The 20,281-nt window shown below is 59.3% G+C and carries 23 protein-coding genes and 1 tRNA gene; 9 read left to right on the top strand and 15 right to left on the bottom strand.

Annotated features, from left to right (window positions below; genetic code table 11):
* Positions 1–24 precede the first annotated feature (24 nt).
* From BN1012_RS10630 to BN1012_RS10610, 5 genes are all read right to left on the bottom strand, one after another.
* Positions 25–504 (bottom strand): MgtC/SapB family protein, encoded by a 480-nt coding sequence (locus tag BN1012_RS10630; RefSeq protein ID WP_043949598.1) that lies wholly within the window; start codon positions 502–504, stop codon positions 25–27.
* 20 nt (positions 505–524) lie between these two features.
* Positions 525–1,850 (bottom strand): magnesium transporter, encoded by a 1,326-nt coding sequence (gene mgtE, locus BN1012_RS10625; RefSeq protein ID WP_043949597.1) that lies wholly within the window; start codon positions 1,848–1,850, stop codon positions 525–527.
* Entirely contained in the window at positions 1,847–2,704 is an 858-nt protein-coding gene (locus BN1012_RS10620; protein ID WP_043949596.1) for a magnesium transporter MgtE N-terminal domain-containing protein, read from the bottom strand. The genes mgtE and BN1012_RS10620 overlap by 4 nt, the downstream gene beginning before the upstream one ends.
* Complete coding sequence (locus BN1012_RS10615) at positions 2,701–3,567, bottom strand: mechanosensitive ion channel family protein (RefSeq protein WP_171815948.1); 867 nt, start codon at positions 3,565–3,567, stop codon at positions 2,701–2,703. Before BN1012_RS10615 ends, BN1012_RS10620 begins: the two co-directional genes overlap by 4 nt.
* Before the next feature lie 157 nt (positions 3,568–3,724).
* Positions 3,725–4,138: a DM13 domain-containing protein gene (locus BN1012_RS10610; protein ID WP_052535092.1), complete on the bottom strand. Its 414-nt coding sequence runs from the start codon at positions 4,136–4,138 to the stop codon at positions 3,725–3,727.
* A gap of 284 nt (positions 4,139–4,422) precedes the next feature.
* Here BN1012_RS10610 and panD point away from each other — a divergent pair, with 284 nt between their 5' ends.
* Together panD and BN1012_RS10600 are read left to right on the top strand one after the other, a co-directional pair.
* A complete protein-coding gene (gene panD / locus BN1012_RS10605; protein ID WP_043950942.1) occupies positions 4,423–4,779 on the top strand; it encodes an aspartate 1-decarboxylase in 357 nt (118 codons plus the stop codon).
* A gap of 27 nt (positions 4,780–4,806) precedes the next feature.
* Positions 4,807–5,283: a hypothetical protein gene (locus BN1012_RS10600; protein ID WP_043949594.1), complete on the top strand. Its 477-nt coding sequence runs from the start codon at positions 4,807–4,809 to the stop codon at positions 5,281–5,283.
* Between the two features lie 6 nt (positions 5,284–5,289).
* Here BN1012_RS10600 and BN1012_RS10595 read toward each other — a convergent pair whose 3' ends face one another.
* On the bottom strand, positions 5,290–5,856 hold the full coding sequence (locus BN1012_RS10595) for a carboxymuconolactone decarboxylase family protein (protein WP_043949593.1): 567 nt from the start codon (positions 5,854–5,856) through the stop codon (positions 5,290–5,292).
* Positions 5,857–6,012: 156 nt separating this feature from the next.
* On the opposite strand from BN1012_RS10595, the gene BN1012_RS10590 reads away from it, so the two are divergent.
* Positions 6,013–6,285: a winged helix-turn-helix transcriptional regulator gene (locus BN1012_RS10590; RefSeq protein ID WP_043950941.1), complete on the top strand. Its 273-nt coding sequence runs from the start codon at positions 6,013–6,015 to the stop codon at positions 6,283–6,285.
* Here BN1012_RS10590 and BN1012_RS10585 read toward each other — a convergent pair.
* Both BN1012_RS10585 and BN1012_RS10580 read right to left on the bottom strand, forming a co-directional pair.
* Positions 6,276–6,827 (bottom strand): histidine phosphatase family protein, encoded by a 552-nt coding sequence (locus tag BN1012_RS10585; RefSeq protein WP_244442984.1) that lies wholly within the window; start codon positions 6,825–6,827, stop codon positions 6,276–6,278. The genes BN1012_RS10590 and BN1012_RS10585 overlap by 10 nt on opposite strands.
* 37 nt (positions 6,828–6,864) lie before the next feature.
* On the bottom strand, positions 6,865–7,617 hold the full coding sequence (locus tag BN1012_RS10580; protein ID WP_043949591.1) for an SIMPL domain-containing protein: 753 nt from the start codon (positions 7,615–7,617) through the stop codon (positions 6,865–6,867).
* 208 nt (positions 7,618–7,825) lie between these two features.
* Here BN1012_RS10580 and BN1012_RS10575 point away from each other — a divergent pair.
* A tRNA-Ile gene (locus BN1012_RS10575) sits at positions 7,826–7,902 on the top strand.
* A 26-nt stretch (positions 7,903–7,928) separates the two neighbouring features.
* Here the strand turns inward: BN1012_RS10575 and BN1012_RS10570 are convergent.
* The gene (locus BN1012_RS10570; RefSeq protein ID WP_206778001.1) at positions 7,929–8,828 is read right to left on the bottom strand and encodes a hypothetical protein; all 900 of its coding nucleotides are present in this window, start codon (positions 8,826–8,828) and stop codon (positions 7,929–7,931) included.
* A gap of 17 nt (positions 8,829–8,845) precedes the next feature.
* Entirely contained in the window at positions 8,846–9,640 is a 795-nt protein-coding gene (locus BN1012_RS10565) for a hypothetical protein (protein ID WP_043949589.1), read from the bottom strand.
* 376 nt (positions 9,641–10,016) lie between these two features.
* On the opposite strand from BN1012_RS10565, the gene BN1012_RS10560 reads away from it, so the two are divergent.
* Genes BN1012_RS10560 through BN1012_RS10550 form a run of 3 tightly spaced genes read left to right on the top strand, consistent with a single transcriptional unit; the run spans position 10,017 to position 13,626 of the window.
* Complete coding sequence (locus BN1012_RS10560) at positions 10,017–11,690, top strand: PHA/PHB synthase family protein (RefSeq protein WP_043949588.1); 1,674 nt, start codon at positions 10,017–10,019, stop codon at positions 11,688–11,690.
* A gap of 51 nt (positions 11,691–11,741) precedes the next feature.
* Positions 11,742–12,554 (top strand): alpha/beta fold hydrolase, encoded by an 813-nt coding sequence (locus BN1012_RS10555; RefSeq protein WP_081826333.1) that lies wholly within the window; start codon positions 11,742–11,744, stop codon positions 12,552–12,554.
* Between the two features lies 1 nt (position 12,555).
* Positions 12,556–13,626: a TIGR00341 family protein gene (locus BN1012_RS10550; RefSeq protein ID WP_063958501.1), complete on the top strand. Its 1,071-nt coding sequence runs from the start codon at positions 12,556–12,558 to the stop codon at positions 13,624–13,626.
* A 48-nt stretch (positions 13,627–13,674) separates the two neighbouring features.
* On the opposite strand, the gene BN1012_RS10545 is transcribed toward BN1012_RS10550, so the two are convergent.
* Together BN1012_RS10545 and BN1012_RS10540 are read right to left on the bottom strand one after the other, a co-directional pair.
* On the bottom strand, positions 13,675–14,994 hold the full coding sequence (locus BN1012_RS10545; RefSeq protein WP_043950938.1) for a tetratricopeptide repeat protein: 1,320 nt from the start codon (positions 14,992–14,994) through the stop codon (positions 13,675–13,677).
* Between the two features lie 124 nt (positions 14,995–15,118).
* Positions 15,119–15,301: a PLDc N-terminal domain-containing protein gene (locus tag BN1012_RS10540; protein WP_043950937.1), complete on the bottom strand. Its 183-nt coding sequence runs from the start codon at positions 15,299–15,301 to the stop codon at positions 15,119–15,121.
* A gap of 90 nt (positions 15,302–15,391) precedes the next feature.
* On the opposite strand from BN1012_RS10540, the gene BN1012_RS10535 reads away from it, so the two are divergent.
* The gene (locus tag BN1012_RS10535) at positions 15,392–16,267 is read left to right on the top strand and encodes an alpha/beta hydrolase (protein WP_043949587.1); all 876 of its coding nucleotides are present in this window, start codon (positions 15,392–15,394) and stop codon (positions 16,265–16,267) included.
* A gap of 42 nt (positions 16,268–16,309) precedes the next feature.
* Here the strand turns inward: BN1012_RS10535 and BN1012_RS17400 are convergent, their stop codons facing one another.
* The gene (locus tag BN1012_RS17400; protein WP_081826332.1) at positions 16,310–16,477 is read right to left on the bottom strand and encodes a PLDc N-terminal domain-containing protein; all 168 of its coding nucleotides are present in this window, start codon (positions 16,475–16,477) and stop codon (positions 16,310–16,312) included.
* A 208-nt stretch (positions 16,478–16,685) separates the two neighbouring features.
* Between BN1012_RS17400 and ettA the strand changes: the two genes are divergently transcribed.
* A complete protein-coding gene (gene ettA / locus BN1012_RS10530) occupies positions 16,686–18,344 on the top strand; it encodes an energy-dependent translational throttle protein EttA (protein WP_043949586.1) in 1,659 nt (552 codons plus the stop codon).
* Between the two features lie 9 nt (positions 18,345–18,353).
* Here ettA and BN1012_RS10525 read toward each other — a convergent pair whose 3' ends face one another.
* Together BN1012_RS10525 and BN1012_RS10520 are read right to left on the bottom strand one after the other, a co-directional pair.
* The gene (locus BN1012_RS10525) at positions 18,354–19,079 is read right to left on the bottom strand and encodes an MlaC/ttg2D family ABC transporter substrate-binding protein (RefSeq protein ID WP_052535083.1); all 726 of its coding nucleotides are present in this window, start codon (positions 19,077–19,079) and stop codon (positions 18,354–18,356) included.
* 166 nt (positions 19,080–19,245) lie between these two features.
* Positions 19,246–20,142: an MlaA family lipoprotein gene (locus tag BN1012_RS10520; RefSeq protein WP_122381404.1), complete on the bottom strand. Its 897-nt coding sequence runs from the start codon at positions 20,140–20,142 to the stop codon at positions 19,246–19,248.
* Positions 20,143–20,281 lie beyond the last annotated feature (139 nt).

The following is a 20,281-nucleotide window of genomic DNA, read 5'->3' as shown; positions in this document are numbered from 1 at the left end:
TTTGTATTTTAACCGGAGCGGGTGTCACTCCGTATCGGGACTGTCTTCAACGCCTTCGCCCGCTCTGTAGGAAATGAAGCTCCCCAGCATCAGGGTGCCGAAGGCAAGGGCGGTGGCGAGGGTGGCCAGGGCGTAGGCACCCAGGCCAAACGCGACACCGATGGTGCCCATGACCCAGACCGATGCGGCGGTTGCGCCGCCATGAACTTCGCCATCGGACCGGAAGAGGGCACCGGCACCGATAAAACCGATGCCACCCAGAATGCCGCCGATGACTTTTGCGGGGTCGATGTTGAGGTCAGCTTCGCCCACGTGGAACGACAGCTCCATGATGGTGATGACGGCAAGGCAGCTGCCCAGAGCCACAAGGGCGTAGGGCCGCAAATCCAGCGGCTTGTGTTTGTACTGGCGCTCAAGGCCGATCAACAAAGCTGCCGCGGTGGCCAGCACGATGCGCAGTACAGCCTCCCACATGGGCACGTAGTTCATCTCAAAAATATCCATCGCTAGTCCCCCGATGTGTCCTAAAGAAAGGCCATCAACAGCGTCGCAATGCCCAGGAACGAGAAGAACCCGGCAATGTCTGTGACGGTGGTGAGGATGATGCTCGACGCGGTGGCTGGGTCCTGTCCCAGGCGTGTCAGAACAATGGGGACGACGGCCCCCGCAAGGCCCGCCATGACCATGGCCATCACCATGGAAGACATGATGACCGCGACGAGACCGAACGACCCGCTCCACAGATAAACGCCGATGCCGCAGGTGACAGCCACCGCAAGACCATTGATGAAGCCCGCGATGGCTTCCTTGGTCATGACGCGCTGCCATTGGCGCAGGCTGATCTCCCGCAGGGCCAGACCGCGCATGGTGACGGCAAGGGCCTGGGCGCCGGTATTGCCGGACTGACCGGCAACCACCGGCAGCAGCACTGCAAGGGCTGTAAAGGCCGCAATGGTTTCCTCAAACACGCCAACAACGGCTGCGGCCATGAAGGCTGTGATCAGATTGATCTGCAGCCAGGGCAGGCGCTTGCGCACGGCGAACATGGGGGGCGACAGGGCGCGCTCGTCGGCGCTGGCACCCACCATGGTCTGCAGGTCCACGCTGGCGTCTTCGGCGACGCTCTGCACCAGCTTGTCATGGTAGATCATGCCGATAACGCGGCGATCAAAATCCACCACAGGCAGGTCGGCGGCATGGGTGGTGTCCACAATGTCCACCACCTGCTCGCGGGGCATCAGCACGTCCACGCTTGCAATTGTAGGGACGGCCAGATCTTCAAGCGGGACCGAGGGGCGGGCGACGGCGAGGTCCTGCAGGGTCACGCGGGAGACAAGCCGGTTATTGTCATCCACGAGAAACAGGCTGCGGGTTGTCCGCAGGCGTTTGTGGCGAATGGTTTCCAGGGCCTGCTCAACCGTGTCTGTCTGGCGGAAGACGGCAAAGTGGGTGTCCATCATCCGGCCTGCTGAATCCGCGGGATACGACATTGTGCGCTGCAGGTCCTCGCGAATGCCGTCATCGAGGTTGCTGAACAGCTGCGTGCGCTCTTCGTCATCGAGCTGTCCGGCAATGGTGGACGCTTCGCCGGGCGACAGCTCACTGAGCAAGCCGCGCTGGATGGACGGCGTCAGCTCCAGCAGAAGGTCGGCCGCGTAATGTGGTGTCAGAAACCCGAAAACCGGTGCCAGTGTTTCTGCGGTCTGGCCGTCAAGGGTTGCTGCAGCTTCAAGGGGCTGGAGGGCCTCAAATTCGCGCGCGGCTTCAACGGGGTAATCCAGCATGTAGCGCTTGGTGAGCTGGCTGATGGCCTGGTTTCGGCCAGCGGCATTTTTGGCCTGATCGGTCATGAGCGGGGCCCCCCTTTTGTCGGGGCTGAGGGTGATCCTGTGTCCGCAAAGAGCGTCCCGGTGAGGCCTTCCACGGTTGTGAGATAGGCCCCGACCAGACCTGCCAATACGGGCTCGCCGCCGGTGGAGGTCTGGGTGGCGCCGCTCAGGCTGGCCATGGCGCGCAGCATGTCGCGGTGGCTGAACCCACCGATCAGCTCGCCGGACCGGGCGGTGACGGCCAGTACGTCTTTTTGGACCCATCGGTCATCCAGTGCGGCACTTGCCACGGGCATGGTGGCGGGAATCGATGCGGCGCTGCCCAGTTTCAGGTCGGCGACATGGGTGTCGCGCGGCGCCCGGACCAGGTCCATCAGGTGGAGTTCCCCAAGCACGCGCCGCGCGTCATCCACCACATAGATCGTTTGTGGTGCCCTCGCGCGGCTGGATTTCAGAATGTCCAAGCACTCGCTTACGCGTCGTGACTTGGCAAACGCGGGCTGTGATCCATCGGTCCACGCCCCGACGGATGTGGGTGGAAGTTGCAAGGCGTGGCTGATCTGCCGTGCACGGGTGGCGGGAAGCTCTGCCATCACCTCTGTCCGCACTGCAGAGGCGACCAGCCGCAAAATGCGCACGGCGTTCTGAAAGGGGATCACACGGATAATGGCCGCTGCATGATCGCGGGTGAACCCGGCGACTGCGGCGGCGGCAACCTGCACCGGCATTTCAGCAAGAATAGGCGCTGCACGGGTTGCGGGCACATCGTCAAAGAATGCCGTCACGTCTTCAATCTGAAGTGTTTCGAGAACCCGGGCCGCATCTGTTGGGTGGCGGTCTGCAAAGTTGATGGCGATAGATGGATTGATGCTCATGAGCTCTCTCCGGTGGTCGGCGCATCGCCTGCTGATCTTGGCGGCAGGAGGAGAGTGCTGACAGCACTGTAGCGCTGGCCGGGTATGGTCATGGTCCCGTCAGGGGTATCAAGCACGACGGCAGCTGCGGAGAACTCGAGAATTTCGCCTTCTGTGCCATCCAGGCGAATGGCCTGCCCGATGACGAAGCGCCCCCGCATCTGCTGTATGCCAATGAGGTTAGCCACCAGATCGCGGGCTCCCAGGGCGAAGGCGATGGCGAAGCTGACGAGGACGGATCCAAGAGCAATGGCCGTCACAATGGTGAGGAAAGTAACGTCGACGCCAATCTGCGCGACGCCGATGATGACGCTGGCGGCCAGAACTGTCGCCTGGACTACCACCCCAACAAACCGTGCCTGAGAAATACCTGCAGCACTCAGGGGGGCGGTGACAGCGTCACGGGCCACGCTGGAGAGCACGTACCCGACAAGGAGCACGACGCCAGCGGCCAGGGCACGAGGCATGAATGCGACGATCTGGTCTAGCCAGGCGGAGAGAATGGGCAGGGCCGCTGCTTCAGCCGCTGCGGTTACAAAGAGCAACAGGACTGCCCAGAATCCGACCTGTCCGACGACTCCCATCGCTTGCTCCGAAGGTGTCAGCCGAAGGGCGAAGTTTTTGGGGACCAGTCGGTTGATCCCGGCGGTGACAGCTCCTGTGCCGCGCACCAGAATCATGCGTGTGAATCTTGCCGCCAGCCAGCCCAGCAACAACAGCAACAAAGCCCCTGCCAGCTGGGGTATGTAAGCGATGACCTGTGTCAGCACATCGCGTGTTGCGTCCTGCAATGCGCTTGCCCAAGCGAAAATACCGTCCTGCATCGACCATCCTTCAAATGGAATCATGGGCCGATGGTGTATCGGCGATTGGAAAGATGGTCGCTTGTTTGATGTCGTAGCGCAATCAGACAATTACGCGGACAAAAAAGCCCGACAGTGCCAAACCACTGCCGGGCTCAATGGGTTGAGCTTTGTGATCTTAGAGGTTGGCGCCGCCCCAGAAGACAGAGAACTGCTCGCAGTGGATGAGCACGGAGGTGTAGGCATCGGTGCTGAAGTCTGCAGGCAGCTTGTATTCCTGGGCACCTGATGTGCTGTCGAGCTTGGAGACGAGGACGGCGTTGTTGGTGGCGGTGTTGTCGCGTACGTCGTTCACGTCCTGCTGGGACAGGAAGATCTTGAGGTCGGGGGCGTTGCTGGTGCGGAAGTCGTCGCTGAGCACGATGTAGGCACCGTCTTCACGGGTCTCGATGGACCAGGAGCCGTCGAGCGGCTTTTCGGCGACGTCGAAGGCGCGGGCGGCGTTGTGGGTGTCTGCGGACGCAGGCAGGACAACGGCGAAGAGGCTGGAGACGGCAATGGCCGCAGCGGCGAAGAAAGTCTTGAAGGTCATGATGTGTCCTGACGTGTTGATGGTTGGTGGTGTCCGGTCTGCGCGGTGCGCGGCATCCCTTGGTGTCTTGTCTGTGGTCAGGAGATAGGGGGTGGCTGGATCACACGCGATGAAACAGGCCGTGAAGTCGGCGTGAGGTGCGCGTTACCGGGCGGGACTGCACAAGGAATGGCGGTTTTGGGGCCCAAAATCGCACATCTGCGATGAGTGGACTTGGCAGCCCGACAGGGGTAAAACCCGGGCGGTTGTCTCGCAGGTGCGAGATGAAAATCCGGGAGTTTCCCATGCTGCTGACCATGCTGAAGGCCAAGCTGCACCGTGCCACGGTTACGGGTGCGGACCTTCACTATGAAGGCTCCATTGCCATTGACCGCGATCTCATGGATCTCGCGGGCCTTCTGCCCAATGAGCAGGTCGATATCTACAACATCGACAATGGCGAGCGGTTCACGACCTACATCATTGAAGGCGCGCGCGGCAGCAAGGTGATTGCGCTCAATGGTGCGGCCGCCCGCAAGGTCTGCGTGGGCGACAAGGTGATTATTGCCTCCTACGCCCAGGTGGATGCGGAAGAAGCCCGCAATTACAACCCGGCGGTGGTGTTGCTCGGTGACGGTAACGAGGTTCAGACTGCGGCGTAGATTCGTTTCCTTTACTGGAGAACGCCCATGCGCCCGCTGCTCGCTCTGTTTGCTCTTACGATTTCAATCAGCATTGCTGCCTTGATGCCCCAAGCTCAGGCAGCAGAGGATGCAGCGCAGGTTCAGCCAGCCTATGCGGCAGCCTACGCGCCGGAATCGGCGTTTGAATCCTGCCGCGGTACCCGTGCGTCCGAGGCAGTGGACTGCGCGCTCAAGGCCTGTGCAAAGGCGAGTGGGTATCCTGAGGATTGCTACATCCTTGCAGCCTGCGATGCCGGCGGCTGGGTCGGTGTGATGGGCGTATTGATGACGGAAATCCACTTCACCACCGTGACCTGCGGCGCACCGAGCCGGGAGGCCGTGCTGGCTGAACTCAAGGCCCGGTGTGCAGGCCATCTGCCCTACATGCAGGAGTGCTGGGTGTCCGAGCTGATCCCGCTGCATGAGGCCAAGGCCGAAGCCGTCGAGATCAGCTGGACGGCTGAGAGCGTGCTGCAACCCTAAGGGCAATCAGGCGGCTTCAAACCGTGCGCCGAACTCTTCCATGTCCAGGTTGAACGCCCGGCAGCAGAACGAAATGGTGTGGTAGTAGCCCGCCAGCACCACCAGCTCGATGAGCTGCTCCTCTGAAAATTCCGCGGCAAGCTCTGCCCATAGCGCGTCATCAATCGTGTTGGTGTCATGCAGGCTGTCCGCCATGCGCAGGATCAGTCGATCGTTTTCGGTGTCCCAGCAGCTATCCTGCGGTGTCCCACGCACGATGGAGGCGGACTGCGCTTTGGTGATCGCGACGCGTTCGCCGAAGAATGTCATGTGCACGCCCCACTCATATTCAGCACCGCAGCGCGCTGTCGTGCGATCTATCATCAGTTCGCGCTGCCGCAGGGAGAGGGTGCCCTTGTCGAGCAGACCGCCGGACATCATGCGCTCAAACACCCGCGGGTTGCGGGCCAGTGTCGTAAAAAGAGTGAGTGGGGGCACGCCGTCGGGCATGACTGCATCCAGTCTCTTTTGGATGTCCGGGTCATGGGGTGGCTGCGCGGCTGCGATGCGTGGACCGTGAGTATGTTGAGCCATCGGGTGTCTCCCTGTAGGATGCTATGTATTTTGTAGCGTGCTATGAAAATAATAGCACTGCGTCTTTTTGCAAGGAAAAAAATCGTGGCGCCGTCGAAAACACTGTCGCCAAAGCCCGGCATACCCGTGCGGGGGTCCAACACCGGCAGGCCGATCATGGCCCTGCTGGATCTGCTGGGCCGTCGTGGTGCGTTGCGACTGATCTGGGAATTGCGGCAGGACGCCCTGACATTCCGCGCGTTGCAGGAGGCGGCGGACCTGAACCCATCCACCCTGAATGCGCGCCTCAAGGACTTACGCGGCGCGCGCATCGTGACCCTTGGTGATCAGGGCTACAGCCTGACAGGCGAGGGGGACAATCTTCTCAACAGCATTCTGCCGTTGCACGCATGGGCTGAGCAGTGGGCCAAGGACGCCGATCAGACGTAGGCATCTTCTCCGCCAATGTTGCGCCACCCATAGGTGCCGTCATGGACGGTGAGTTCGATCACATGCGGGTTCGTGAGGCTTTGCCAGAGATCAAAACCATCCACATCGTCTAGGTCGCTGATGAGGGAGGCGATGGCTGCGCCGTGGGAGCACACGGCAATGGTCTGGCCCGCGTGCCGTGCGCTGATGTGGTCGATGACACGTCTCACACGAGTGCGGCACTCAATCAGGGTTTCACCGCCGGGCAGACGCAAGGTGTCATCGGTGAAGCTGTCCCGTAATGCTGAAACGAAGTCGTCGATGGGGGTTTCGGCGAGCCTCCGTTCTTTCAGGTCTTCAAGAATGTGTACGTGATCGCCGGTCCGGTTTGCTGTCGGCGCAACGGTTTGCTGCACCCTTAGGAACGGACTGGCGTAGATATGATCAATGCCCTGGGCTGCCAGAAAAGAAGCCAATGCTTCTGCCTGCCGTTCGCCCTCATCGGTGAGGGGCCAGTCAGGCTCTGGAACGCCCGTTGGCTGCCCCGCCTTTGCATGGCGGATCAGCCAGATCCTTGTTGTGACGGGGTTCGCCAGCGACCTACTCGAGTTCGATGACGATGTTCACGTTGGAGCGGATTTCCTGCGTTCCGGCAGCGACCGGTACTGCGGCGCCTGCATCTTCCATGGCCATGGAGCGCATCATCATCGGCTGCGGGCGGTAGCCGCCATTCTCGCTGATGGTCATGACCGGGCCGAGATTGGCACCAGCCGTACCGGCCAGAATGGTCGCGCGGCGCAGGGCATCCTCAACGGCGATGCGGCGGGCGTCATCCATCAAGGACTGTGGATTCTCGATGAAGAAATTGACGCCATTGACGTTGTTGGCACCTGCGGTCACCAGCTCATCCAGTACGCCGCCGACATTGTCGAGGTCACGGATGATGACGGTCACATTGTTGGAGGCACGGTAGCCGACGATCTTGGGGTCTTCGTGCGTGCCGTCAGGCTTGCGCGGAGAGTGTGAGTATTTGGCATTGATCGAGAAGCCTGATGTGCGGATGTCTTCTTCCTTGATGCCGGCATTCTTGATCGCTTCAAACACCTTGGTCATTTTCTCGGTGTTCGCTGTCAGAGCTTCGCGGGCTGTCTTGGCTTCTGCCAGCACACCTGCGTTGACGCTTGCGGTATCCGGCTTGGCGGAGACGGAGCCTTCGCCCTGCACTGTAATGGTGCGTTTTGGCTCCACCGTCTGCGCAAGTGCAGCAGGAGCGGCGAGCATCAAGGCAGCGGCAAAGGCTGCGGCCAAAGAGGCTGGATGAGCAATGAATTTTGGGGAAATACGGGCGCGCATGGGCGGCCTCCTGTTAAGTCGTGAACGCTTCTTGTCATGTGCCGGGCACCGGCGAACTGGCAGTCACTATCATGCCTGATCATGTCAATAATGCGGATGAAAATATGCCCGCATCATGACGGTTTCGCGCCCCCCTTGTGATCTGCTATAGGCCCCTTGGTATGGCGCAGCCCGCACTGGTGTGTGCAGGCCCCGCCATATGACGGTGGGGCCGGTAGCTCAGTTGGTTAGAGCGGTCCGCTCATAACGGATTGGTCGCAGGTTCAAGTCCTGCCCGGCCCACCACTTTTGCCATTGTCATCTTGAGGTGTTCATTTCACATCGATGGCGAAATCCGCCTCGAATGCCTGACATTGCTGGTGAGCAGCGCAGGCGGCATCAAGACCTTTGGATTCAAGCAAGGCCGCGGGTGCGCCACCGTCGCGGGTGATCGCTGCCTTGATGGTGTCAGCGAGGTTGAGGGCATAGGCCTCGTCCACACCTTCCATCGTCTTGCAGGCTGCCGGGCGATTGGCCAGCTTCATGGTGTTTTCATGGGCAACGCGTTCTGCAGCGCCGGCGCCATAGCGTGTGGCGAAACCTTCCATATCCCATTGGGCAGGCGCGAGGCAGGAATTGTAGTAGGCAAGCCAGTCGCCTGCGCCAGACGTCGCCACTTCAATGTATTTGGTCAGGAATGTGGTCGTTGCCAATTCACCTCTTTTGGCGATGCGGTACTTGCCGACACGCATACCGATACTGGTGTCCCTTGGGTAACTGCCTTCTTCCCTCAAGACCAGTTCACTGGTGCAGCAGCTGACAGCCACTTCGTCGCGCAGTTGCCGGATCTGCTCCGGTTCTACCCACGCAACATCTACCCAACGTGGTTCGTTGGCGAGTGCCGCAGCCCATTGCTCATTGCGCTCTGACCCGTAAGCGACCACATCGCCACGCATCGCGGAGCTTGTGAATGCCACGTATCCGCTCAGAGCCAGCAAGACAGCTATGGCCATACTCATGAAAACCCATTGGCGGGTAACCAGCAAGACTAAGGCAACGGCGATCGACGCGTAGGCGATGTATTTGAGGTAACCCATGCCATTGTCGGTCAAATGCCCGAAACTTGCGATCACATAAAGCAGCGCTTGAAGCGGCGCTGTGACAATCGCCAGCACCACGATTAGTCCGCCAATAATGGCAAAGAGCTTTGCAGCATCGTAAAGATTAAACACGACCATAAGTCTGCTCCCTAATTGCCGATCGGCTCGTATTTGCGCACATACCCATCGGTGTAGGCATCGATTGCGGCCGCGCGTTCTGTCGTCGTGATCTTCTTGCCGGTGTAATCGGCTTCACACTGTCCGCGGATACCTTCGAAATGCTCCCAAAGGCCGGTCTTCAGTTCGCCAAGAGCCAGGCCGTGACGGTTGAACATCACCTCGAACTCAGGCTGGTGGAAGTAGCGCTGGCTCTCGTCAATGATGCAGGTGCAATAGGACGGTTCGCGCCAATAGATGATCGGGCACTGGGATAGATAGCCCTGAATGGCGCTTGCCTTGTACACGACCGGAGGGTCAAGGGGTTCAATTTGTGTGCTGCCGCCGCCGGAGCCGCCGCGGGCGGCTTCGCGCTCGCGCTCGTGCACTTCAAGCCGTGCCTTGTAGTCGGCGACAGTGCGGTCGTAGAACGCTGTCGTGGCGGAGCCCAGGCACTCGATCTGCAATCCAGCCATGTCCATCTTGGTGCTGTTGTCGCTGATGTTGCTCCATTCAGAGCGTCCGCCAACGTAGTAGCCGATATCCACGTTTGATATATCATGGTCGACCGCTTCTTCGAAGAAGCAGGAGCACTGTTCAATGCTCATGCCGGCCTTACGCTTGTCGGTGCAGTCCTTCATCATTTGCTCAAGCCGATTTACATCGGCAGACAGCAATTCGGGTGTTTCTTCCTGCGCTGTCGCTCCGGCGGTTCCAGCAAGAAATATCGACGTTGCCAGCGATAGAGCAGCGCCTGCGTTCTTCATCCAGTTTGCAAATTCGGTCATCACCACGTCCCTTCGACTGCATCACGTGTATGAACAGAACGCCCCGTCGCTGTTCGGATCTGATTCACGCTTGGTATGTGCGTGTGCGTGAATGATGAGTCCAGATTTCTGAACGCCTGCTGAATGAGCACAGTGCGGTGTGTGTTGATGGTTAATGTGCGTTAAAGGAGATTGATCTGATCCGAACCATTCGTGTGCTGCTCGGTGGGTCGTCGCTAAATTCGTCAGAGTGGCAAATTTCCTTGCTGCGCCGCCATTTGGAGAAGCTCCGGCGCTTCCGTATAGTTTGGAAAACAGACCTCCGGGCCGTGTCGGGAGTGCTCAAACGCCAAGATAAAAGAAGCGCCCGGACATCAGGGAGTCTCAGGGGATACCAATGGTCAAGAAGAGCGAAATCGCCAGTACTGCCTCAGAAAGTCCAAGTGCCCTCAGCCCGCTTGTGGGCATAAACCAGCAGGATCTGATGGCTGCGGCCGGGTCTATTCTGAGTGGTGCCATCCGACATCCCTTTACGGTCATGAAGCATGGTGGTGCTCTTGGTCGGGGGATGGCTGACGTATTGCTTGGTCTGGATAAAAAGACACCAAATCCCAAGGACAGACGTTTTGCGGATCCTGCATGGACCGGCAGTCCTCTCCATCGGCGTCTCTTTCAGGCATGGGAAACGCTGGCGGACCAGGCCGATGCGCTGGTGGATGATTTCGGGTTTGAAGGGTCTGAGAAGACGCGCACGCAGATCGTCACGCGCATCTTCACGGATGCACTGGCACCCTCCAACACGCTTCTCAATCCGGCCGCCTTGAAACAGGCGATTGATACCGGCGGTGCGTCGCTCCTCAATGGAGCGAGCAATCTGGTGTCGGATGTTCGCACCAATGGCATGCTGCCGCGCATGGTCGATACCGAACCCTTCAAGGTCGGCGAGAATGTCGCGTGCACTCCGGGATCTGTTGTTTACCGCACCGACATGCTGGAGCTTATTCAGTACACGCCGCAAACGCCGAAGGTATATGCGCGGCCCTTGCTTTTTATTCCACCGCAGATCAACAAGTTCTACGTGCTGGATCTCTCGCCTGAAAAGAGCCTGGTCAAATATCTGGTGTCGCAGGGGCATCAAATATTTGTGGCGAGCTGGCGCAACCCGCAGCCTGAACATCGCGACTGGGGTCTTGGTGATTATGTCACCGAACTGGATCAGGCGGTTGATGCCATTCTCAAGATCACGAAGTCCGACAGCCTGAATGTGTCGGGCGGGTGTTCCGGCGGTATCACGCAGGCAGCATTCCTTAGCCATCTGGCCACCAAGAATGACAAGCGGGTGAACTCCGCCACGTTCTGGGTGTGTGTGCTGGATCCACAACCTGATGACAGTGATCTTGGGTCGCTGATTTCGCCATCCAGTATCGAGATCGCCCGCAATCGATCCAAATCGAAGGGCGTGCTTACGGGCCGTGATCTGTCGACGATCTTTGCGTGGCTTCGGCCCAACGACTTGATCTGGAACTATGTGGTCAACAATTACCTCATGGGGCGCAAGCCACCGGCGTTTGACGTGCTGTTCTGGAATCAGGATTCCACCAATCTCAGCGCGCAGCTGCATTCGGATTATCTTGATCTCTACATCAAGCGTCCGTTCGTGAACCCTGGGTCCATGGATCTACTCGATGAGCCGCTTGATATCAGCCAGGTGGACATGGATGCCTTCATTGTGGCGGGCACGACGGACCACATCACGCCGTGGAAGGCCTGCTACCGCACAACGACAATGCTGCCCGGCAACATTGAGTTTGTGTTGTCCAATAGCGGACACATTCAGTCGATCCTCAATCCACCGGAAAACCCCAAGGCGAAGTACTTCACCAACCCTGACCTGTCTGGTGATGCGGATGAGTGGCTGGAAGGTGCAGAAGCGGTGAATGAGTCCTGGTGGGTGCGTTGGCTTGGCTGGCTGAATGAGCGGTCAGGCGAACAGGTGCCCGCGCCCAAGAAGACCGGTGACCGCAAATACCGTGTGATTGAAGCGGCGCCGGGCAGTTATGTGTTTGACTAGCTACCCGTCAATGCAGGAAACACACGACCAACCCAGAAGGGCAGGGTTCCATTGACCGACACTGTGCCAGAGATACGCCACGTCACGTCCGGCCGCATCCGCTTCAAGACGGCCATATGGCATGGCGCGGACGAGGATGCTGGCGAGAGTGTGCCTCTGCTTGTCTTCAATGGCATCGGCGCCAACCTGGAGCTGCTGGCACCTTTGGCAGACCACCTCCCTGGCCGGACGATTATCGCGTTTGATGCACCGGGTGTTGGTGGCTCGGAAGATTCGTCTTTGCCGTACCGTCCTTGGATGCTGGCCCGGCATGTCCGCAACATTCTGGACGACCTGGATATCGAGATGGTGGATGCCATGGGTATCTCGTGGGGCGGAGCCATGGCGCAGCAATTTGCGTTTCAGTACCCAAAGCGCGCGCGCCGGCTGGTGCTGGTCGCCACCAGTGCCGGTGTTCTAATGGTGCCGGGACGTCTGGGGTCCATCGCCAAGATGGTCAACCCGCGTCGCTATGTGGACCCCAGCTTTATGCTCAAGAATTTCACCAAGCTGTATGGCGATGACATGCGCATTGCGGATGATCACACGAGCCGTCTTACAGCGCCGACGCTGCGCAGTTATCTCTATCAGCTGACGGCAGGTGCAGGCTGGACGAGTGTGCCGTTTCTGCCCTTCCTGAAGCAGCCGACACTCGTGATGTCTGGTGATCGCGACAGCATCGTGCCTGCGGTCAACGGGCGGCTCCTGGCGAGGCTCATTCCCAACAGCCAGATGGAAATCATCGAGGGTGGGCACTTGTTCTTGCTGTCCAACCCCGAAGCTGCCATTCCTAAGGTTCAGGAATTTCTGGAACAGGCAGTTTGAGATGGCTTTGCAGCTGGTTGAAGTGACCGCTGATCATGGACACGTAGATACGCTGGTCGCTTTGGGCGAACACAAGGGCGCGATTGATGTCTATGCCGATGAGCGCTCCGATATGGACCGCTGCCTCGTTCGCATCGTGATCTCAACCAAGCGCGTACAGGAACTGCTTGACGGCATTCAGGCCGCCATCGGGGCGCAGGCGGACTGGCGGGCGGTGGTTCTTCCCATTCAGGCCAGCGTGCCGTCGCCGGGACCGTCGGTGAAAGCGGTATCGGATGATGAGCCGCGCAAGTTCTCGTTCGCGTCCATTACCGTCAGCCGCGAGGCGATCTGGAATGAGATCAACAAGGGCGCGCGCCTGGACCTCAATTTTATTATCCTCAGTGTGTTGTCCACCATCACGGCCGCCATTGGTTTGTTGACGGACAATGTGGCGGTGGTCATCGGGGCCATGGTGATCGCGCCATTGCTGGGCCCAAATCTGGCCTTTGCCTTTGGTACCGCCCTTGGTGACCGCGGCCTCATGGTCCGTGCGTTCGGCACGAATGTGCTGGGCATAGCTATATCGTTGGCGCTGTCATATGCGATCGGCGCCTTGTGGACAGGACCTCTGGATTCACCTGAGTTGGTGAGCCGCACAGTGGTTGGCTATGAAAGCATCGCTCTGGCTCTAGCTGCGGGCGCTGCGGCTGTTCTGTCGCTCACCACAGGTCTGTCGTCCACCCTTGTGGGCGTGATGGTTGCTGTGGCGTTGCTGCCGCCCGCCGCGACCTTGGGAATCATGCTGGGGGCGGGGAACTATTTTGCCGCCGGCAGTGCGGCTTTGCTGCTCGCGGTCAACATCGTCTGTGTCAATCTGGTGGCGCAGCTGGTGTTTGTCGTGAAAGGCATTGGTCCACGCACCTGGGCCCAAAAGCAGGCGTCCCGGCCAGCCCGTTACATTAACGCGATCAGCTGGTTTGTCCTGCTCATGGGGCTTATCACCGGCATCTGGTATGCCCAGCAAAGCGGGGGCGTTGCCCCCAACCAAGGCTTTGAAGCGCCGAGTACGGATAACTTGACAGGCAACTAGACACCAATCCGGGTCGCTTAACCGTCGGGTCACTTAACCGCCCGGCACTCAACCAATTGACTGTGCACGGGTGATGAATGACCGGTTGACCGGGCTCAGGGGCTTTTGCGTCAACCGCTCATTCGCCAATGCCTCAGCCGTGCTTTGCATGTTGCCGCGCAAGGCGGCTTCCATCAACGTCCAGTCGATGACGTCCCGCTGGGCATGGCTGCCGCCATAGGCGTTTGCGATGTAGCGGGCAGGGTGGAGCAACTCGACAGCAGACGCGTAGTCGCCCTTCTTGAAGGCCACGAACCCTTCGATCAAAGGTGCGCCATAGGCGAGCCACCAGCGACCGACCTCGCTGACATCTGTGGCGTTGGATCTGTAGTCCGCAAGCAGTTCTTCAACATCGGTCATTCTGTCTGCGCCCAGATAGGCCATGGCCGCATGCAGATCGTTGAACGGATATAGCGCACCATCGGCATGTGCTTTCCAGGCGTCGGCGACTTCTGCCCATCGCGCGCCTGTATCAATCCGCTGCAGGTCAAACCGCCAAAGTAGGGCGGCGGCATCAACGAGGTCGACGGCAATGCTGCTTGGCTCGCCGCGCACGTGGTCGTCATAGAGCTTCAGGGCCTCGGCATTCTGTTCGAGATCCAGATGAAATAACGCCCGGTGCCACCAGTTGTGGACCTGAAAGAAGTTGCCCTCATCCGCCCAGTGCGGCTCACGGGCGATCATCCAGCCGATGCCATCCTCGGCACGGCCCTGCATTTCCATGACATGGGCGACGGCATGATGGGCCCAAGCGTCCGCTGGATCCTGCGCAATGGCTTCGCGGCCCGAGGCTTCCGCAGCTTCATAGTCACCGGATTCTTCCAGGCCAAAGGCGTGCATGCCGAGCAGGAAAGAGCGTCCGTGCATGTCTTGGGGCCACTGAGGCAAGACACGGGAAATGCGGTCGCGCAGATCGCGGGCATTTGCCCTGAAGAAATCAATCAGATGGCCGGTTTGCACAGCCACCATGTCGTGGGGCCAGTCCATTGAATGGCGATCAAGCTGAAGGGCAGCCTTGGTCCAGTCGCCAGCCACCACGTGAGTTGCGGCAGCGGCATGGCTTGCCTCGCGCTCATCCAGTGAGAGCGTCGACACATGATTGAGGATAGACGCAGCCTCCCTGGTCGCGCCGGGCTCTGTTGCTGTTGCATACATGTGCGCCTTGAACAGATGCGCCATTGCAAAATCCGGCGCGGCCTCGATGGCAGCATCTACCTTGGATATGGGGTCACCGGCATATCGGTTGAAATCATCGAGCGCGTCGATGAAAAACTGCGCGGCGCTGGCGTTGGCAGTGTTGAGGGAGAGACCCTGTCGATCGGTCTGCATTGTATGCTCCTGCATGTATCCGGTTTGGGCGGCGTATGTCCGCAAGCCTGGGCCTTCGACCAATTACCTCATGGGTAGCGGTTGGCATGACAGCGTGGCGGACGATGCAAACCGGCGCGCTGCCTTATCCGCGAGGGCCGAATATCAGCCATGCGATGAGGCCAAGAATAGGCAGGAACAACAGGGCTGCAACCCAGATGGCCTTTGCCAGCGCACCGGCACCGGACTGAAAGACCTTGATGATCGCCCATAGCAGAACGATGAACCAGATGAGGGTGAAGATGCCGGTGACTTCAAGTCCGAGCATGTGGTGTCCCTTTCGTTTTTCCCCTGTGCCGGTATGCTTTGAGGGCATCACGGCTGTCGTTCGTGAATACCATATGTGGGGAGTGGGGGCATGGGTCACCAGCGGCGAGATATATCTTTTGCAAGCGATGGGGACATTTGTCGCGGCTGGTTCTACCAGCCGGATGGGACAACGCCGACGCCGGTTGTCGTCATGGCGCACGGGTTTTCGGCGGAGCGCACGTTCCGGCTGCCCGCCTATGCAGAGAAGTTCGCAGCGGCAGGAATTGCGGTGTTGCTGTTCGACTATCGCAATTTTGGTGACAGCGACGGCAGCCCGCGTTTTCTGGTCGATCCTGACCGGCATGTCGAAGACTGGCGTCAGGCCCTGGCCTATGCGCGCTCGCTGCCGGATGTGGACAATGACCGGATTGCCTTGTGGGGGTCCTCTTTTTCCGGAGGACATGTCATCACCCTCGCGGCAGAGGACCACGCCATAAAAGCAATCGTGGCGCAGGTGCCTTATGTGGGGGGGCTGGAAGTGAGTTTGTCTATCGGCAACACGCTGAAGGCAGGCGCCAGCATTCTGGCAGACAAAATTGCTGCGATGTTCGGGGGTGCGGTGACCATACCTATCGTCGGGCCGGAGGGAGCCTTTGCCTGCATGGCCTCATCTGAGGCGATGCAGTTTCTGGATATTGTCGATGACAGCTCGGCGTGGAACAACCGCGTGCCCGCACGCGCATTGCTGACGCTTGGCAGCTATCAGCCGCGCGATGTGGCGCCGCAGGTCACTTGTCCTGCGCTGATTGTCGTTGGTGAGACGGATGAAACCACGCCACCGGATCTGGCGCACGCGGCTGCTGCAACCATGCCGGCTGCAGAAGTCTCATCCTTTGATGCGGGCCATTTTGAGGTCTACCTGCCGCCATTGTTCGATGATGTCGTAGGCCAGCAGACACAGTTTTTGACGCGGCACCTGCTGTAAGCAGGCACCGCGTCACAAAACCGGACTTGATGTCTGGTGCGTCTATCGGGGGCCGGCGACGAGCCAGGCAATCAGACCGATGAGCGGGAAGGCGATGACGACGAGTGCCCAGATGATTTTTGCAACGGGGCTGGCGCCGGACTGAACGATCTTGATGACGGCCCAGATGACGACAATCGTCCAGAGCAGGCCGAGAATTCCATATTCCATGAGGTGTTCCCTTCTTGTTTCAGCGTGCTCTCATTGCACTCCTGAGCCATAGAACCCTTGAGGGCGGAATTGGTTCCCGGGTGTTTGATACCCCGCATTGAAGCGGCGGCCTCATTCGGCTAGAAACCAGCCAACTCAGGCACTCATTCCGGCACTTTGATCCGCAAATCCGCGGACCTGCCGCGTATCCAATACAAGGTTCCGCACCATGGCTTCTTATCAGTACGTCTATGTGATGGATGGTCTGTCCAAGACCTATCCCGGCGGTAAGCAGGTGCTGGACAATATCCGCCTGTCGTTTCTGCCGGGTGTGAAGATTGGTGTTGTCGGCCTCAACGGTGCCGGTAAATCCACCCTGCTGCGCATCATGGCGGGCACGGATAAGGAATATCAGGGTGAAGCGTGGGCGGCTGAGGGCGTCAAGGTCGGCTACCTGCAGCAGGAACCCGAACTGGACCCGGCCAAGAATGCCCGTGAAAATGTCATGGAAGGCGTGGCCGAGCAGACTGCCAAGCTTGAGCGCTACAACGAGCTAGCGATGAACTACTCGGAAGAAACCGCCGAGGAGATGTCGCAGCTTCAAGACGAAATCGACGCCAAGAACCTCTGGGATCTGGACAGTCAGGTCGAGATGGCCATGGACGCCCTGCGGTGCCCGGAACCGGATGCTGACGTCACCAAGCTTTCAGGTGGTGAGCGTCGGCGTGTCGCGCTGTGCAAGTTGCTGCTCGCCAAACCAGACCTGCTGCTGCTCGATGAGCCGACCAACCATCTGGATGCGGAGTCCGTCGCGTGGCTTGAGAACTACCTCAAGGAATATGCAGGCACCGTCGTGCTCGTTACCCATGACCGCTATTTCCTCGACAACATCACCGGCTGGATCCTGGAAATCGACCGGGGCAGCGGCATTCCCTACGAAGGCAATTATTCCTCCTGGCTTGAGCAGAAGCAGAAGCGCCTGGAACAGGAAGCACGCGAAGATGTGGCGCGCCAGCGCACACTTGCCCGCGAAGTGGAGTGGGTGCGGTCCAGCCCCAAGGCACGGCAGGCCAAGTCGAAGGCACGTATTCAGGCCTATGACGAACTCCTCAACGCGGATACGCGCGACATGGAGAAGAAGGGTCAGATCGTCATTCCCGCAGGGCCGCGTCTGGGGGGCAATGTGATTGAAGCCAAGGGCCTAACCAAAGGCTTTGGCGAGCGCCTGCTGATCGATGATCTGTCGTTCACGCTGCCGCCCGGCGGCATTGTGGGTGTTATCGGTCCCAACGGCGCGGGCAAGACCACGCTGTTCCGTATGCTGACAGATCAGGAGACGCCTGACGCAGGTGAACTGACGATTGGTGACACGGTTGTGCTTGGCTATGTGGACCAAAGCCGCGATGCCCTGGACCCTGAAAAGACTGTCTGGGAAGAAGTGTCGGACGGGCTGGACATTGTGAAGCTCGGCGAGCGTGAAATGAACAGCCGTGCCTATGTCAGTGCCTTCAACTTCAAGGGCACGGACCAGCAGCGCAAGGTTGGCCTGCTGTCAGGTGGTGAGCGCAACCGGGTGCATCTGTCCAAGATGCTCAAATCCGGTGCCAATCTGCTGCTGCTCGATGAGCCGACCAATGACCTTGATGTGGATACCTTGCGTGCCCTTGAAGACGCACTGGCGAATTTCGCCGGCTGCGCTGTTATCATCAGCCATGATCGCTGGTTCCTCGACCGCATCTGCACGCACATCCTCGCCTTTGAAGGCGACAGCCATGTGGAGTGGTTCGAGGGTAACTACGAAGACTATGAAGAAGACCGCAAGCGTCGTCTGGGCGAAAAGGCCGCTGTGCCAACGCGTATCAAGTACAAACGGTTTGCACGCGCCTAAGGGCGCTTGCTAGCCGGCTGTGTCTTCTGCGGAGGTTGCGGCCTCTGTTTCTTCTACTTCATTGTCAGAGGCATCGGCCGACACGTTGTCGGCTGCCGCGCCCGCCTGCGCGCGAAGGTGAGTCAACAGGGCTTCGAACTTGCCACCATTGTTGCGGATGTGTGAGGAGAACGCGCCGCGCTGTTCCTGTGCCATCCAGATGCCGGCGACGTTCACGTCAAAGACCTTGAAGCTGCCGTCCTTGTTGCGGAGCAGCCACCAGTCCACGGTCAGCGGTTCGCGGCCGTCAGCAAACTCGATGCGGCTGTCGACGATGACTTCGCGACCCTTCTTGCCCTTTTCCTTGGATGACGTGACGATGAATTCCTGATCGGAATAGCCTGTCAGACGGCCAAGATAGACCTTCACAATGAACTCACCGAGAAGGTCGAAATAGTCTTCGCGCTGTTCCTTTGACGGAAGCCTGGCGTACTGGCCAAGGGCAAACAAGCCGACCCGGCGGATGTCCATAGCGTCCAGCAGCAGGGTGCGGAAATTCGCTTCCGTTTCCTGCGGTGTCATGTCCTCATCACCCAGGATCTCGATGGCCTTGCCACCCAGCTCTGCCACAAAAGCCTCAGCAGCCTCATCCGCATTGGCAGACGGGGAGAAGGCCATGAGGGCCAGAGCAAACGCAGCTGCAAAGGCTGCGGAGATACGCAAGTTTGGAAGGGTAAGTGTCTGTGTCACGTACATGGTGCCATTTCCCGGGTGGGTCGAAACGCGTGATATCCAACTCAGATGCAGGATCGCTTAGATCATGCTCCAAATGAACCGTTCATGAAGGTGGCAACGCACACTTGTGCGTGCGCCGATGGTGCACAGTGCAACCCGTAAGGCTCTGACAAGTTCCGTCGTGTTGCTATATGCCCGTGTTACTGCCGGAAGCAGGCGCGGGTTCTGTCTCGATTGCGTCGCTGCCATCTTCGTAGTCGAACTCGTAATCAATGTCGGAAATGTCCGGGAGGTTGTCCGGGTTAATCTCGCCATTGGCTATTTCGTTGTTGCGGCTCTGGCGATAGAGGCTGCGCAGGGCGGCGTAGTAGTCAACAGATGTGCGTTCGATCTCGTCGAGCGTGTCCAGATTGCGCGCGCGCAGGTCCAGTCCGTTCACGACGAAGCGTGTCGGCGGAATGATGCTGTCGCGGTTCCAGAACACATATGTCAGTGGATCAAATGCCTGATCGACGACAAAACCCGCAAGGTCGCGGGGTGGTGCTGGACCAAGCAACGGCAGGAAGACATAGGGGCCTTCACCGCTGCCCCAAACGGCAAGGGTCTGGCCGAAGTCTTCGCCATGGCGCTCATAGCCCCAGCCGGTCGCCGGGTCGAGCAGACCGCCAACACCTACCGTAGAGTTGATGCCGAAGCGGGTGATGGTTGTGCCCGCACGATCCCATTCACCCTGCAGCATGTCATTCACCAGAATGACCGGTGTGCGCAGGTTGTCGAGGAAGTGGCGGATCGAGTCCTTTGCAAAGCCCGGCAGGACGGCATCGTAGCCCTGAGCTGCCGGCTTCAGGATGAGGCCATCAAGAAGCTGGTCGTTGACGGCGAAAAAGTAGCGGTTCAGGGGCTCAACAGGGTCGTTTGCTTCCTGATAGGCCGCTACTGCGGCCTGGTTGCCAGGGTCAGGCCGTGTTGCGCACGCGCCCAGCGTCAATGCCAGGGTCGCAATCAGGCCAATGGCCAAAGTCCGTCCGGACTTGCCACCTGCGGAATGGAATGCACTTCCGCCAAAAATCTTGTCTGCCGCCATCTTCGTCACGCCGATCCGCCTCCGAGTTGCGCGGTAATGAATTCATCCGCGCATTAGGCTCAATTCTGTTCCACCCTGGCTTACGCAATGGTGTACGTGGCTGCGGTTTCTTGCAGGATTTTTCCCGCCCGCGGCTCAA

This window comes from Candidatus Phaeomarinobacter ectocarpi (assembly GCF_000689395.1).
Taxonomy (GTDB): domain Bacteria; phylum Pseudomonadota; class Alphaproteobacteria; order CGMCC-115125; family CGMCC-115125; genus Pyruvatibacter; species Pyruvatibacter ectocarpi.
This window is presented reverse-complemented; position numbering and strand designations above follow the sequence as displayed.